We start from the raw sequence: 13,069 nt of genomic DNA on the forward strand, positions 1-13,069 counted from the left end.
TCGACGGAGAGTCGATGGCGGAACTCTAGTTCAGCCCGCCTGACGCCAGGCTGAACGGCCTATTCAGAAGACACGGCCGCCGACGCCGCCGTCCAGCATGATCACCGCGCCCGAGGCCACGGCTCCGGCGGTCTCGACCATCTCCTCACGGTATTCGGTGTAGGATTCCTCGCGGATCATGGTCAGCACCTTCACGCCCGCGCCATAGCGGCGCAGCAGCGAACGCTCGTTGCAGTCACGCTCCTGCTTCTCGGGACGGCATTCCAGCATCCCGCCGCGGCCGTACCACAGGGCCTCGCGCTTGTTGCAGTTGACGGTCTCGCCCGGACCGCCGGCCTCGTCGGCGATGGTCCATTGCAGCTTGGTCCCGGCGATGCAGCGATACAGTTCGCCTTCATAGTCCATGCCGACATCCTTGCCCGGACGGACCTGCGAGGCCGGATGCGGCACGGCGCGGTCGTCGATGCAGACGGCCTGGATGACCACGCGCTTCTCCATCCGGCGCGAGGCCGTAAAGGGGACGCGGACCATCTGCATGGTCGAACCCTCGACCGTCAGGCCCTGGATCGTGGTCGGATAGGGCTGATCAACATTGAAATAGGCGCCGCCGCCCCCGCCGACGATCACCGTCGCGCCGCCGCGCGATCCGGCGAAGGCGCGCGCCGTCGCATTGGCGTTGGCGTTCACATTGACGTTCACATTGACGTTGCCGCCCGAGCCGCAGCAGGGCGGAGGCGGAGGCGGCAGGCATCCGCCGCCGCAGGGCCCGCCCGGAATCGGCGGCGGCGGCGGCGGGGGCGGCGGTTGGCACGTCCCCCCGCATTGGGCCGCGGCCGTGTCGGCGATCGCCATCAGGCCGATGAAGGCCCCCGACGCCGCCAGCAAAGTCTTGATCCGCACCCGCATGGGCTGGGCTCCTGCATTGTTCTTCGCGCCGCGCCTTGCAAGTCGCGGGCCGGTCCAATGCTGGATCAAAGCGCAAAAGCCTTGCGTTTCCGTTGCGCCGAACAGGCCGGACGGCCCATAAACTGTGCCATCCTGACGCGCCGCGCCTCAATTCGGGGCTTCAGGCCAGCGGATGCAGGTCCCGCACGTAGCGCCGCCAGTTCTGCACATAGTGCTGGGCCGAAATCCGCAGGGCCTCGACCTGCCCCTCGTCCAGTTCCCGCACCACCTTGCCCGGCTGGCCCATGACCAGGGCGTTGTCGGGAATGACCTTGCCCTCGGTGATCAGGGCGTTGGCGCCGATCAGACAGTTCTTCCCGATCCGCGCGCCGTTCAGGATCACCGCTCCGATCCCGACCAGGCTGTTGTCGCCGATGGTGCAGCCATGCAGCATGGCCTTGTGCCCCACGGTCACGCCTTCGCCGATCGTCAGCGGCGATCCGACATCCGTATGCAGAATGCTGCCGTCCTGAATATTGCTGTCGCGGCCGATCACGATGGGATCATTGTCGCCTCGCAAAACCGTGTTGAACCAGATGCTGGCGCCGGGATGCAGAATCACATTCCCTAGAACCGTTGCACTCGGCGCGATCCAGTATTCGCCCTCCGGCGGAAGCTGAGGCTTGCTGTCGCCAAGACTGTAAACACTCATCCGAACACCGCCTATGTTTCAGAAAATGAAGGCTTTAAGCCTTCATAAACTACGCTAGCATCATCCTGTTGATGCGATTCGAGGTCGCCATTTCGGCCCCGGATCCGAAGCCGGATCAAGCCCGGTCCGGTCAGAAACTGGAGAATGCGCGTGGCGTGTTCGCGACCGGTTCCGGGACGACGCCTCTGCTGCGGCGACGACCCCGCGACTGATCCGGGCGGCCGCTGCATTGTTCCGGCCCCCTCCTCCCCCACCGACGACCAAGGCGAGACCCTGCCGGGCTCGCCTTTTTTCATGCCCTGGAGGCGTTCATGACGAAGCGTTCGGCCATCAAGCATCAAGTCCGTGAAGGCGTGCTGGATTCGCGGGAGTTCCTGCAGGACGCCAAGGTTCGGCGATTGCCGCCGCGCAACGGCTGGTCGCCCTATCCTTCGAATGACGAACGCGATCAGGCCTATCTCAAGACGCTGAAGCCCAAGTCTGACGGTCAGGCCGAGTTGATGGAGGCCGTCGACGCCCACAATCTGGTCCTGGCCCTCGGCCCGGCAGGCACAGGCAAGACCTACCTCGCGGTCGCCAAGGCGGTCGAGGCGCTGGAGGCGGGCAAGGTCGGCCGCATCGTCCTGTCGCGCCCGGCGGTGGAGGCCGGGGAATCCATCGGCTTCCTGCCCGGCGACATGGAGGACAAGCTGGCCCCCTATCTGCGCCCGCTCTACGACGCCCTGTCGGACCGCCTCAGCATGAAGCGGGTCAAGGCCCTGATGGCCGAGGGCCTGATCGAGATCGCCCCCATCGGCTACATGCGCGGCCGCACCCTGAACAACGCCTTCATCGTCGTCGACGAGGCGCAGAACTGCACCTACGTCCAGTTGAAGATGCTGCTGACCCGGTTGGGCTGGCACTCGACCATGGTGGTGACGGGCGACCCGCAGCAGTCGGATCTTTTGCCCGGCATCTCGGGCCTGGCCGACATTGCTGAACGGCTGACCGCGGTGCCGGACATCGCCGTGGTGCGTCTGGCCGAACGCGACATCGTGCGCCACCCCCTGGTCGCGAGCATGATCGGCGTCCTGTAAGCCCCCCTGTCAGGACGCGGATGCGGAAGAGGCCCGAAGAGCGATCTTCGGGCCTCTTTTTTCATTACATGACGTCGGCCAGGCTCGCCTTGGGCTCGTCCTTCCTGGGCGGCGCCGCGACGCGCCCGCCGATCCGGTCGATCAGGGCGAAGACGAAGGGGTTCAGCGAGATCGACAGCAGGGCCGCGGCCAGGATCAGGTCGTGGGTCTCGCGGCTCATGGCGCCCAGCGCTACCGAGGTGGCGGCCAGGATGAAGGAGAACTCGCCGATCTGGGCCAGGCTGGCGGCGACGGTCAGGCTGGTCGCCCGGTCCAGCTTGAAGGCCGTGGTGATGGCCAGGGCCGCCAGCGACTTGCCGATGATGACGATGCCCAGCACACCCAGCACCGCCAGCGGCTCGCGCACCAGGATGGTCGGATCGAACAGCATCCCGACCGAGACGAAGAACAGCACGGCGAAGGCGTCGCGCAGCGGCAGCGACCGCTCGGCCGCATTGTGCCCCAGCGGCGAGCTGTTCAGCACCAGCCCCGCCAGGAAGGCGCCCAGGGCGAAGGAGTGGAACAGATAATAGGCTACCCAGGCGATCCCCAGGGCGATGGCCAGCACCCCCAAGGTGAACAGCTCCCGCGACTTGGTGTGGGCGATCCGCACCAGAACCCAGGGCAGGACCTTGGCGCCCACCACCAGCATGACGCTGACGAAGCCCGCGACCTTGATCAGGGTCCAGCCGATGGACTTGGCCAAGGCGGCGCCGCTCAGCGTCTCGCCGGGTTGGATGATCAGCAGGGGCAGCATGACCAGGGCGATGACGATCACCAGGTCTTCGACGATCAGCCAGCCCATGGCGATGCGGCCGGCGTCGCTCTTGAGCTGCTTGCGCTCTTCCAGCGCCCGCAGCAGCACTACGGTCGAGGCCACCGACAGCGAGAAGCCCAGCAGCAGGGCCTCAACGTCGCCGAGACCCAGCAGGAAACGTCCGAGAACCCAGCCGAGCACGGTGGCGGCGGCGATCTGGACCAGGGCGCCGGGGATGGCGACCTTGCGCACCTTCATCAGGTCCGCCAGCGAGAAGTGAAGCCCGACCCCGAACATCAGCAGGATGACGCCGATCTCGGCCAACTGGGGCGCCAGTTCCGTGTCCGCGACGAAGCCGCCCGTGTAGGGCCCGACCGCGATCCCCGCCACCAGATAGCCGACCAGAGGCGACAGCTTCAGCCGATTGGCCAACATGCCGAACACGAAGGCGAGGACGAAGCCTCCAACCAGGGTGATGATCAGGCTGTCGGCATGCGGCATCGGCGCTCCTGCGTCGGTGAAGGTTTCCTTGGGGCTGGAAGCCTCAATTTGGGGACGCTAGGCCGCCACGGCAAGGCTTTCACCCCCATTTTACCGGGATGAAACCGATTGGAAACAGTCAAAGTTGCGTGCGCGACGACGGGTCGCGGAACGAAAGCCTTAGAACCGCTCATCCCGGCGAAGGCCGGGATCCAGATCGTAAGATGCGACGCTTAGGTCAGATGGCGTGATCGAGCCCTTTGTCGCCAGCCGCTTCGTCATGTCATCTGGATCCCGGCCTTCGCCGGGATGAGTGAGAAAAGGTAGCGGGAGAAGGCAAGCCTAGGCCCGCACGGCCCGGCTGGCGTCGACGCCCAGAGCGGTCAGGGCAGTCGCCGCGATATGGTCGGCGTCGAGGCCGGCCTGGGCGTACATGACCTCGGGCTTGTCCTGATCCTGGAAGACGTCGGGCAGGGTCAGGGTGCGGATCTTGAGGCCGCCGTCCAGCGCGCCCTTCTCGGCCAGCAGTTGCAGGACGAAGGCGCCGAAGCCGCCCATGGCGCCCTCCTCCACCGTGATCAGGCATTCATGCTCGCGCGCCAGACGCAGGATCATGTCGGCGTCCAGCGGCTTGGCGAAACGGGCGTCGGCGACGGTGGCCGAGACGCCGCGCGCGGCCAGCATATCAGCGGCCTTGAGCGATTCCTGCAGACGGGTGCCCAGCGACAGGATGGCGACGGAGGTGCCTTCGCGGACGATGCGGCCCTTGCCGATCTCCAGCGGGGCGGCCAGTTCGGGAATCTCGACGCCGACGCCGTCGCCGCGCGGATAGCGGAAGGCGCTGGGGCGGTCGTCGATGGCCAGGGAGGTCGAGATCATGGCGGCCAGTTCCGCCTCGTCGGCGGCGGCCATCAGCACCATGCCGGGCAGAGCGCCCATGAAGCCGATGTCGAACGATCCGGCGTGGGTGGCGCCGTCAGCGCCGACCAGACCGGCGCGGTCCATGGCGAAGCGCACCGGCAGGGACTGGATGGCCACGTCGTGGACGACCTGGTCATAGCCGCGCTGGAGGAAGGTCGAATAGATGGCGCAGACCGGCTTGATCCCGTCGGCGGCCAGACCGGCGGCGAAGGTCACGGCGTGCTGCTCGGCGATGCCGACGTCGAAGGTGCGGTCGGGGAAGGCCTGACCGAACAGGTCCAGCCCCGTGCCGGTCGGCATGGCGGCGGTGATGGCCACGATCGAGGGGTCGATCCGGGCGTGCTTGATCAGTTCGGTGCCGAAGACCTTGGTGTAGCTGGGGGCGTTGGAGACGGCCTTGGCCTGCTTGCCCGAGACCACGTCGAACTTGACCACGCCGTGATACTTGTCGGCGCTGTTCTCTGCGGGGGCGTAGCCCTTGCCCTTCTGCGTCACGACGTGGACCAGCACCGGTCGGTCGGTGATGGCGGCGGCGTTCTTCAGGATGGGGACCAGGTTCTCCATGTCGTGACCGTCGATCGGCCCGATGTAGTAGAAGCCCAGCTCCTCGAAGAAGGTGCCGCCCACGATCATGCCGCGGGCGTATTCCTCGGCCTTGCGCGCCGCGTCGCGGAAGGGGCGCGGCATGTGGTCGACGAACTTCTTCCCGACCTTGCGAATGTTCTGATAGGCGCCGCCCGAGACCTGCTTGGCCAGATAGGCGCTCATGCCGCCGACGGGCGGGGCGATCGACATGTCGTTGTCGTTCAGCACCACCATCAGCTGGCCGTGGGTGGCCTCGGCGGCGTTGTTCATCGCCTCATAGGCCATGCCCGCCGACATGGAGCCGTCGCCGATCACGGCCACGACGCGGTTCTTCTCGCCCTTGGCGTCGCGGGCGGCGGCGAAGCCGAGCGCGGCGCTGATCGAGGTCGAGGCGTGGGCCGCGCCGAAGGGGTCGTATTCGCTCTCGCTGCGCTTGGTGAAGCCCGACAGGCCGCCGCCCTGACGCAGGGTGCGAATGCGGTTGCGCCGCCCGGTCAGGATCTTGTGCGGATAGCACTGATGGCCGACGTCCCAGATCAGGATGTCCTTGGGCGTCTCGAACACATGGTGCAGGGCCACGGTCAGCTCGACCACGCCCAGCGCCGAGCCCAGATGGCCGCCGGTGACGGAAACCGCGTCGATGGTCTCGGTCCGCACGTCGTCGGCCAACTGCTTCAGCCGCGCGATGTCGAACCCGCGCATGTCGGCGGGAACAGTGACGGTGTCGAGAACGGGGGTGTCGGGCATGGAGATCGGGGGCCTTTGACGCAGGACGTCATTCAGTAACCCGCGGGAGGCGGGCGCGTTTCCTATCAGGACCGGCGTTTGAGCACAAAGTCCACGCTGGCCTTGAGGATTTCGGCCTCGTGGCCGAACAGGTCAAGGTGCGAACGGGCCTGATCAGCCAGGTGCGCGACCCTCTGTCGCGCCGCGTCGACGCCCAGCAGGGTGACGAAATTGGTCTTGCCGAGCGCTGCGTCCTTGCCGCCGGCGGCCTTGCCCATCTCCTCGGCGGAGCCTTCCGCGTCCAGAACATCGTCGATGATCTGATAGGCCAGACCCACGTCGTGGGCGAAGCTGGTCAGGGCGTGCCATGCGGCGTCGTCGGCCCGCGAGATGATCAGCGGAATCTCGAAGGCGTAGGCGAACAGGGCGCCGGTCTTCAGACGCTGCATCCGAGCGACGCCGCCCAGGTCGTCGCGCACCCCCAAGAGGTCGATCATCTGGCCGCCCGCCATGCCGCGCGCGCCCGACGCATAGGACAGCCGCCGCGCCAGTTCGCAGCGCACAGCCGCGTCGTCGTGGGTGTCTTCGTCCAGGATGATGTCGAAGGCGGCGGTCTGAAGCGCGTCGCCGGCCAGGATGGCGGTCGCTTCGTCATAGGCGATGTGCAGGGTCGGCCGACCGCGCCGCACGTCGTCGTCGTCCATCGCCGGCAGGTCGTCATGCACCAGCGAATAGGCGTGGACGCATTCCAGGGCGCAGGCGGCGCGCAGCACGGCGCATTCCTCGACCTCCAGCATCCGCCCCGCCTCGATGGCGAAGAAGGGCCGCAGCCGCTTGCCCGGGCCGAGCGCGGCATAACGCATGGCCTCGGTCAGACGCGATTCGGGACCGTCAGCGCGGGGCAGCAGTTCGTCCAGGGCGACGGTGACCAGATCGGCGATCTCGGCCACCCGGTCGATAACGGCCTGTTCCGGAGAGTTGGCGGCGAGCATGGTCACAGCCCGTCAGCCGAACTCGGCCGGTTCGACGCCCTTGGCCTGGCCGTCGGCGCCGACGACGATCTTCTCGACCCGCAGCTGGGCGGCTTTCAGCCGGGCCTCGCAGTGGGCCTTCAGGCGCGCGCCTTCCTCATACAGGGCGATGGACTCTTCCAGCGGGGCCTGACCGGACTCCAGGCGCGAGACGATGCCCTCCAGACGCGACAGGGCGTCCTCGAAGCTGAGATCGGCGGAAACGGCGGGGGAAACAGGGGCGTCGGTCATGATGCGGGCAACCTAGAGACGCCCGCGCGACGCATCAACGACGAAAGGCGTCATATCCGTCACCCGGCGCTTGTAGTCTCCGCGATCAACCCCGTTCGCTCATCCCGGCGAAGGCCGGGATCCAGATTGAAAGGCGCGCTTCTATCCAGAAGCAGCGCAATAGCGCCATTTGTAGCCAACAACGTCGTCATGCGATCTGGATCCCGGCCTTCGCTGGGATGAGCGCAGGAGGACCGCTCAGCGTTTTTCGTAACGACGCTGCGACCAGTATTTGAAGCCCTGGTTCTCGGCCAGACGCCAGCCGTGCACCTTCAGCTTCTGGCCGACCATGTGGTTGAAATAGCCGTGGGCCAGGACCAGAACGTCGCGGCCTTCGCCGGCGCGGGCGATCAGGATGCGGGCGGCCTGGTCGGCGCGGACCTCGGCCTCGGCGCGGGTTTCCTGGCCTTCGTGGTGGTTGAAGACGTGCCACCAGAAGCGCGAGATCACGCCCCAGTAGCGCGGCGACAGCTTGATCCACGACGGGAAACGCGGCGGCGGCAGGGGCGCCTCGATGAACAGGGCGTCGACCAGGACCTCGCGGTCGCGGGCCACGGCGCGGGCCGTTTCCTGGGCGCGCGGCCGGGTCGAGGCGTAGATGGCGCCTGCCCCCTCGGCGGCGGTCAGCAGGGCCTGCGGCGGCGTCTGGCCGGCGCGCAGACCGCCGACCTCGTATCGGCCCCACCAGTCGCGGTATTCGTCCGAGGTGATCAGACATTTGCGCGACAGGGCCGGTTCGCCGTGTCGAGCCAGAATGATCGCGCCGACAGCTGACGTCGCCTGGGCGGCGCGGGGCGCCTCTGAAGGCGTCGATGCGGCGGATTCGGTGTGGGTCATGAGTGCGGGAGACGTCATAGCACGGGGAGCAGCCTGTGAAATCAAGGCTTTGGCGTCCCTCAATCCCCCCGAATGCGGTTGACGGGGCAGGCGCATCGCCACCCCTTGGAAGATGGTGGTAGCCCTAGGGGCGCGCCCCTGCAACCACCAAGCGATGACAGCCTCGCGAGCGCCCCTTGCGCCCTCGACCGCCGCCCCTTGCGGCGCTATGGCCGAAGTCATGACCGCGCCCGTGATCCGCCCCGCCCGCCCCGACGACGCCGCCGCTCTGGCCGTCCTGGGTCGCCAGACCTTCGTGGACACCTTTGTCGACGGATTCGGCATCCCCTATCCGGCCGACGACCTGGCCGCCTTCCTCGACAAGAGCTTCAGCGTCGAGACCATCCTGACCAAGCTGGCCGAGCCCGGCGCCGCCTGGTGGGTGGCCGACCGCGACGGCGACATCCTGGGCTTCGCCAACACGGGGCCGAACACCCTGCCCCATCCCGACGCCCGTTCCAGCCACGCCGAACTGCGCCGCCTCTACATCAGCCGCGACGCTCAGGGCCTCGGTCTCGGCACCCAGTTGCTGAAGCTCGCCCTGGACTGGATGGAGGCCAACACCGACGGCCCCCTGTGGGTCGGCGTCTGGAGCGGCAACGAGAAGGCGCAAAAGCTCTACGCCGCCTACGGCTTCGAGAAGGCCGGCGAATACGACTACCCGGTCGGCGCCTGGAACGACCACGAGTTCATCTTGCGGCGAGCGTAACGCTCGAATAACGCTACTATCAGAATGATCTCGGGGGATGGCTGATGATACGCGTGTGGCTTCTGACCTTAACAGGCCTGACCGCCCTGGCGACCGCCTATCCGACGTTGGCGCAGGATGCCGAGCAAGCCCAAGTGAGTCCGGCCGCGGCCAAGGCCGAAGGCGACCGCATCATCGCCGCCGCCCACGCCGGCGACCTGTTCGAGAACATCACCGGGAACAACAGTGGCACACGCATTCGCCACAAGGCGAGTGGAATGACCTGCAGCTTCGATCCCGTCGCGGCAGGCAACAATGTGCGTATCTATCCGCCCGCCGCCCTGACGCCCAATCGGGGCGACAACGTCAGTTGCAGCGGCTTGATCACGTACCAGGCGACCCGCTACCAACCGATGCCCAGCGAAGCGCAGGATATGGCGTCATCTGTCGCCGAAATCCGCAATACCTGGAGCGACATCGAGCCGCTTGATGGCGAGTTCGGCGTCGCGACCGGGGCAGGACGCCCCGAACCGCTGTTCACAGCCCTTCAGGGACGGTCCCCCAACGGGACCGAGGCCGCCGTCTTCGTCATCATCACCCATGTTGATGGATGGTCGTTCAAGACTGAAACGTCCGGTCCGCTGGAGCAGGCTGAACTCATAGCCACCGCCGCCAGCCTTTTCTCTGTCGCCAGCCTTCCTCCGCGCGACTGATCGCCCCTCTCAGCCGTTTCGGGTCCCTCCCTTCGCGGCTATAGTCGCGAAATGCTCCTGCCCTTCTTCACCGCCCTGCGCGAAGCCCGTGTTCCGGTTTCGCTGAAGGAATGGCTTCATTTGATGGAGGCCATGGACAAGGACGTGGCGGGGCGGGAGGTCGAGGCCTTCTATCACCTGTCGCGGGCGGTGCTGGTCAAGGACGAGAAACACTATGACCGCTTCGATCAGGTGTTCGGCAAGGTGTTCAAGGGGCTGGAGACGGTCGGCGCGGGCGAGGACCTGACCACCGACATCCCCGAGGACTGGCTGCGGCTGCTGACCGAGAAGTTCCTGACCGACGAGGAAAAGGCCCAGATCGAGGCCCTGGGCGGGTTCGACAAGCTGATGGAGACGCTGAAGCAGCGTCTGGAGGAGCAGAAGGAGCGGCATCAAGGCGGCTCCAAGTGGATCGGCACGGGTGGAACCAGCCCCTTCGGTCACGGCGGCTACAACCCCGAGGGCGTGCGCATCGGCGGGCCGGGCAAGCAGGGCCGCGCGGTCAAGGTCTGGGAAAAGCGCGAATACAGGAATCTGGACGACAGCGTCGAACTGGGCACCCGCAACATCAAGGTGGCCCTGCGCCGCCTGCGTCGCTTCGCGCGTGAAGGCGCGGCCGAAGAACTGGACATGGACGGCACCATCGACGGCACGGCGCGTCAGGGCTGGCTGGACATCCGCATGAGGCCCGAGCGGCGCAACACGATCAAGGTCCTGCTGTTCCTCGACATCGGCGGCTCGATGGATGGCCATATCAAGCTGTGCGAGGAGCTGTTCTCGGCGGCCAAGACCGAGTTCAAGAACCTGGAGTTCTTCTACTTCCACAACTGCCTTTACGAGGGCGTGTGGAAGGACAACCGGCGTCGTCACAACGAGAAGATTCCGACCTGGGACGTGCTGAACAAATACCTCGGCGACTGGCGCGCCATCTTCGTCGGCGACGCCACCATGTCCCCCTATGAGATCACCATGCCCGGCGGCTCGGTTGAGCACTGGAACGAGGAGGCCGGCGCCGTCTGGCTGAAACGCGCGCGCCAGCAGTGGGACAAGTCGGTCTGGCTGAACCCCGTGACCGAACGCTACTGGAGCTACACCCAGTCGGTCGGCCTGATCCGCGAAGTCATGGACCAGCGGATGTACTCCCTGACGCTGGACGGACTGGACAAGGCCATGCGGGCGCTGACACGGTAGAGGTCTGATCGAGGAGGGACGCGATGACGACGACGGCTCTGCTTTTCGCCCTGATGCTGCAACAGGCCGCGCCCGGCGTCGTCTGGTCCGACGATCCGCCCGCCACCGTCGAGGAGGTCGCCGTCGCGACGCCCATTCCCGACTTGCCCGCCCACGCCCTGGCCGATCCCTATGGCTGGGAGCGCTCGCAGTGCAGCCCCTTCATCCGCAAGGACGAACCGCTGGAGCATTGTCAGGCGCGGGTGCGGGTGACGCTGGCCGCCGTGATGGGCGACCGCCTGCCCGAGGGTCTGCGCCCGTCGAAAGCGCTGGAGAACTGCACCCCCGGCACGGCGGCGAACGGCTACGCCATGCAGTGCGGCCCCCGTCCGGTCGCGGCCCTGAGCGCACCGACGCCGCTGGAAAAGGTCTGCGACAACCGTCCCCAGCGCACGTCCAGCGGCGCCCTGGCCTTCAACAGCGAGTGCCGCCCGGCGGCGGGCGAGGCGCGCGAACCGGAGGGGCTGCGCATCCGCCTCGGCGGCGACTGAGCCAGCCTCGCGCCGGTTTCAGCCGCGCGACCGCAGCCATTTGGCAACGGCCCAGGCGTGAGCCTCGTGGCGCAGGCGGGAGATCGCCTCCAGCGGCTCCAGCCAGACCAGTTCATGGTCGGCCTCGCACTGGGTCGAGGCGTCGAAGCCGGTGACGCGCACGGTCCAGAAACCGCCCGCGTTATTGACCGGCGAGCCGTCAGTGCGACGGAAGTACTGGGCGGCCTCGACAAGGCGGTCCTCGGGCTGAACGATCAGGCCGGTTTCCTCGGCGAACTCGCGGATGATCGCCTGCTGTTCGCTTTCCTCACCGTCGACGGCGCCGCCGGGCAGGTCGAAATAGCTGCCCTCGCCCCGGTCCACCCGCACGCAGGCCAGCTTGCCGTCCTGCTCGACCAGACCGAAGGCGGCGGGGCGGTGGATGTAGTCGAGACCCGGACGGGCCGTTCCAAACTGAAGCTTCATGACGGCAGACTAACGCGCGCCGAAGCCGATGCGAAAGGGCCTAAAGATCAAAGATCAGTTGCGCCCGCACCCCAGGGTGATCGGCGTCGAACTCGACCGCCGAACGCAGACCGCTGGCCATGGCCGAGACGATCTTGGCGCCCAGGCCTGTGCCCTTGGCGGTCCCGTCGCCCAGACCCGGGCCATCGTCCTCGACGGTCAGGATCGCGCGCCCTTCGGCCGCGGCCTCCAGCACCACGCGGATCTCGCCGCCCTCGCCCGGCGCATAGGCGTATTTGACGGCGTTAGTGACCAGTTCAGTGACGATGACGCCCAACGACACCGCTTGGTCCGTGGACACGCGCATCGGTTCGGCGCGCAGGGTCAGGCGGGGCGAGCCGTCGCCACCCCCCACGTCAGGGCCGACCGACTTGCCCAGTTCCTCGACCAGACCCGCCAGGTATTCGTCCATCGCCACTGTGGCCAGGTCCGACGAGGTGTAGAGGCGCCGGTGAACGTGAGCCACGGCCTCGATCCGCACCTGGGCCTCGCGCAGAGCCGAGCGCGCGCCCTCGTCGGCCAGCTGGCGCAGTTGCAGGGAGATGAAGCTGGACACCAGTTGCAGCGAGTTGCCGACGCGATGATTGACCTCGCGCAGCATGGCCTCGGCGCGGTCTCTCGCCAGGCGGACCTCTTCCTGGGCCGCTTCGTTCTCGCGCTCCAGACGGCGGCGCAGCAGGGCGTCCTCGATGGCCGAGCGCAGCAGGGCGGTGAAGTCCTCGGACACGTCCTTGATGACGTAGTCGGCGGCCCCGGCGCGCAGGGCGGCCACGGCGATCCGCCCGTCCTGAGCCCCGGTGACATAGACCACCGGCGGAGGGGCCGGCAGAGCCAGGATGTCGGGCAGGACGTCCAGCCCCTCGCGGCCCGGCATATGGTGATCGAGCGCACAGACATCAAACGTCCCGGCGCGCAGGGCCTCCAGCCCCGCCTCGCCTTCGGGCGCGCAGGTCACGTCGTAGCCGTGACGCGACAGTTCCTTCTGGACCAACCGCGACAAGGCGCGGTCGTCGTCGATGTAGAGCAGGCGGATAGCGGCCCCCATG

14 protein-coding genes are annotated in these 13,069 nt (G+C 67.2%); 5 read left to right on the forward strand and 9 right to left on the reverse strand.

Going from position 1 to position 13,069, the window contains the following annotated elements:
- Nucleotides 1-63: 63 nt before the first annotated feature.
- Nucleotides 64-906 (reverse strand): hypothetical protein, encoded by an 843-nt coding sequence (locus AC3IS2_RS10095; protein WP_489197588.1) that lies wholly within the window; start codon nucleotides 904-906, stop codon nucleotides 64-66.
- 160 nt (nucleotides 907-1,066) lie between these two features.
- Entirely contained in the window at nucleotides 1,067-1,597 is a 531-nt protein-coding gene (locus tag AC3IS2_RS10100; protein WP_489197589.1) for a gamma carbonic anhydrase family protein, read from the reverse strand.
- Between the two features lie 299 nt (nucleotides 1,598-1,896).
- Between AC3IS2_RS10100 and AC3IS2_RS10105 the strand changes: the two genes are divergently transcribed.
- Complete coding sequence (locus AC3IS2_RS10105; protein ID WP_489200139.1) at nucleotides 1,897-2,673, forward strand: PhoH family protein; 777 nt, start codon at nucleotides 1,897-1,899, stop codon at nucleotides 2,671-2,673.
- Between the two features lie 64 nt (nucleotides 2,674-2,737).
- Here the strand turns inward: AC3IS2_RS10105 and AC3IS2_RS10110 are convergent, their stop codons facing one another.
- The 5 genes from AC3IS2_RS10110 to AC3IS2_RS10130 form a co-directional block, all read right to left on the reverse strand.
- The gene (locus AC3IS2_RS10110) at nucleotides 2,738-3,970 is read right to left on the reverse strand and encodes a cation:proton antiporter domain-containing protein (protein WP_489197590.1); all 1,233 of its coding nucleotides are present in this window, start codon (nucleotides 3,968-3,970) and stop codon (nucleotides 2,738-2,740) included.
- A 321-nt stretch (nucleotides 3,971-4,291) separates the two neighbouring features.
- Complete coding sequence (gene dxs, locus AC3IS2_RS10115; RefSeq protein WP_489197591.1) at nucleotides 4,292-6,202, reverse strand: 1-deoxy-D-xylulose-5-phosphate synthase; 1,911 nt, start codon at nucleotides 6,200-6,202, stop codon at nucleotides 4,292-4,294.
- Nucleotides 6,203-6,267: 65 nt separating this feature from the next.
- Nucleotides 6,268-7,173 carry a polyprenyl synthetase family protein gene (locus tag AC3IS2_RS10120; protein WP_489197593.1) on the reverse strand — a complete coding sequence of 302 codons (906 nt, stop codon included), beginning with the start codon at nucleotides 7,171-7,173 and terminating at the stop codon, nucleotides 6,268-6,270.
- 12 nt (nucleotides 7,174-7,185) lie between these two features.
- Nucleotides 7,186-7,443: an exodeoxyribonuclease VII small subunit gene (locus tag AC3IS2_RS10125; protein WP_489197595.1), complete on the reverse strand. Its 258-nt coding sequence runs from the start codon at nucleotides 7,441-7,443 to the stop codon at nucleotides 7,186-7,188.
- Between the two features lie 237 nt (nucleotides 7,444-7,680).
- Nucleotides 7,681-8,319, reverse strand: a complete 639-nt coding sequence (locus AC3IS2_RS10130) for a histidine phosphatase family protein (RefSeq protein WP_489197596.1) — start codon at nucleotides 8,317-8,319, stop codon at nucleotides 7,681-7,683.
- A 220-nt stretch (nucleotides 8,320-8,539) separates the two neighbouring features.
- On the opposite strand from AC3IS2_RS10130, the gene AC3IS2_RS10135 reads away from it, so the two are divergent.
- Genes AC3IS2_RS10135 through AC3IS2_RS10150 form a run of 4 tightly spaced genes read left to right on the forward strand, consistent with a single transcriptional unit; the run spans nucleotide 8,540 to nucleotide 11,519 of the window.
- Entirely contained in the window at nucleotides 8,540-9,067 is a 528-nt protein-coding gene (locus AC3IS2_RS10135) for a GNAT family N-acetyltransferase (protein ID WP_489197597.1), read from the forward strand.
- A 53-nt stretch (nucleotides 9,068-9,120) separates the two neighbouring features.
- Nucleotides 9,121-9,759: a hypothetical protein gene (locus AC3IS2_RS10140; protein WP_489197598.1), complete on the forward strand. Its 639-nt coding sequence runs from the start codon at nucleotides 9,121-9,123 to the stop codon at nucleotides 9,757-9,759.
- A 51-nt stretch (nucleotides 9,760-9,810) separates the two neighbouring features.
- Nucleotides 9,811-10,989: a vWA domain-containing protein gene (locus tag AC3IS2_RS10145; RefSeq protein WP_489197599.1), complete on the forward strand. Its 1,179-nt coding sequence runs from the start codon at nucleotides 9,811-9,813 to the stop codon at nucleotides 10,987-10,989.
- A 23-nt stretch (nucleotides 10,990-11,012) separates the two neighbouring features.
- Entirely contained in the window at nucleotides 11,013-11,519 is a 507-nt protein-coding gene (locus tag AC3IS2_RS10150) for a hypothetical protein (RefSeq protein ID WP_489197601.1), read from the forward strand.
- A gap of 18 nt (nucleotides 11,520-11,537) precedes the next feature.
- Here the strand turns inward: AC3IS2_RS10150 and AC3IS2_RS10155 are convergent, their stop codons facing one another.
- Nucleotides 11,538-11,984 (reverse strand): NUDIX domain-containing protein, encoded by a 447-nt coding sequence (locus AC3IS2_RS10155; RefSeq protein ID WP_489197602.1) that lies wholly within the window; start codon nucleotides 11,982-11,984, stop codon nucleotides 11,538-11,540.
- Between the two features lie 40 nt (nucleotides 11,985-12,024).
- Nucleotides 12,025-13,068 carry a sensor histidine kinase gene (locus tag AC3IS2_RS10160; protein ID WP_489200140.1) on the reverse strand — a complete coding sequence of 348 codons (1,044 nt, stop codon included), beginning with the start codon at nucleotides 13,066-13,068 and terminating at the stop codon, nucleotides 12,025-12,027.
- Nucleotide 13,069: the final 1 nt, after the last annotated feature.

It is taken from the genome of Brevundimonas sp. KH_025 (assembly GCF_057839885.1).

What these genes read in the sequence shown, in the direction of transcription:
- AC3IS2_RS10095 (WP_489197588.1), bottom strand. Translation starts at nt 906, where the DNA reads ATGCGGGTGCGGATCAAGACTTTGCTGGCGGCGTCGGGGGCCTTCATC.
- AC3IS2_RS10100 (WP_489197589.1), bottom strand. Translation starts at nt 1,597, where the DNA reads ATGAGTGTTTACAGTCTTGGCGACAGCAAGCCTCAGCTTCCGCCGGAG.
- AC3IS2_RS10110 (WP_489197590.1), bottom strand. Translation starts at nt 3,970, where the DNA reads ATGCCGCATGCCGACAGCCTGATCATCACCCTGGTTGGAGGCTTCGTC.
- dxs (WP_489197591.1), bottom strand. Translation starts at nt 6,202, where the DNA reads ATGCCCGACACCCCCGTTCTCGACACCGTCACTGTTCCCGCCGACATG.
- AC3IS2_RS10120 (WP_489197593.1), bottom strand. Translation starts at nt 7,173, where the DNA reads ATGCTCGCCGCCAACTCTCCGGAACAGGCCGTTATCGACCGGGTGGCC.
- AC3IS2_RS10125 (WP_489197595.1), bottom strand. Translation starts at nt 7,443, where the DNA reads ATGACCGACGCCCCTGTTTCCCCCGCCGTTTCCGCCGATCTCAGCTTC.
- AC3IS2_RS10130 (WP_489197596.1), bottom strand. Translation starts at nt 8,319, where the DNA reads ATGACCCACACCGAATCCGCCGCATCGACGCCTTCAGAGGCGCCCCGC.
- AC3IS2_RS10135 (WP_489197597.1), top strand. Translation starts at nt 8,540, where the DNA reads ATGACCGCGCCCGTGATCCGCCCCGCCCGCCCCGACGACGCCGCCGCT.
- AC3IS2_RS10145 (WP_489197599.1), top strand. Translation starts at nt 9,811, where the DNA reads ATGCTCCTGCCCTTCTTCACCGCCCTGCGCGAAGCCCGTGTTCCGGTT.
- AC3IS2_RS10150 (WP_489197601.1), top strand. Translation starts at nt 11,013, where the DNA reads ATGACGACGACGGCTCTGCTTTTCGCCCTGATGCTGCAACAGGCCGCG.
- AC3IS2_RS10155 (WP_489197602.1), bottom strand. Translation starts at nt 11,984, where the DNA reads ATGAAGCTTCAGTTTGGAACGGCCCGTCCGGGTCTCGACTACATCCAC.
- AC3IS2_RS10160 (WP_489200140.1), bottom strand. Translation starts at nt 13,068, where the DNA reads ATGGGGGCCGCTATCCGCCTGCTCTACATCGACGACGACCGCGCCTTG.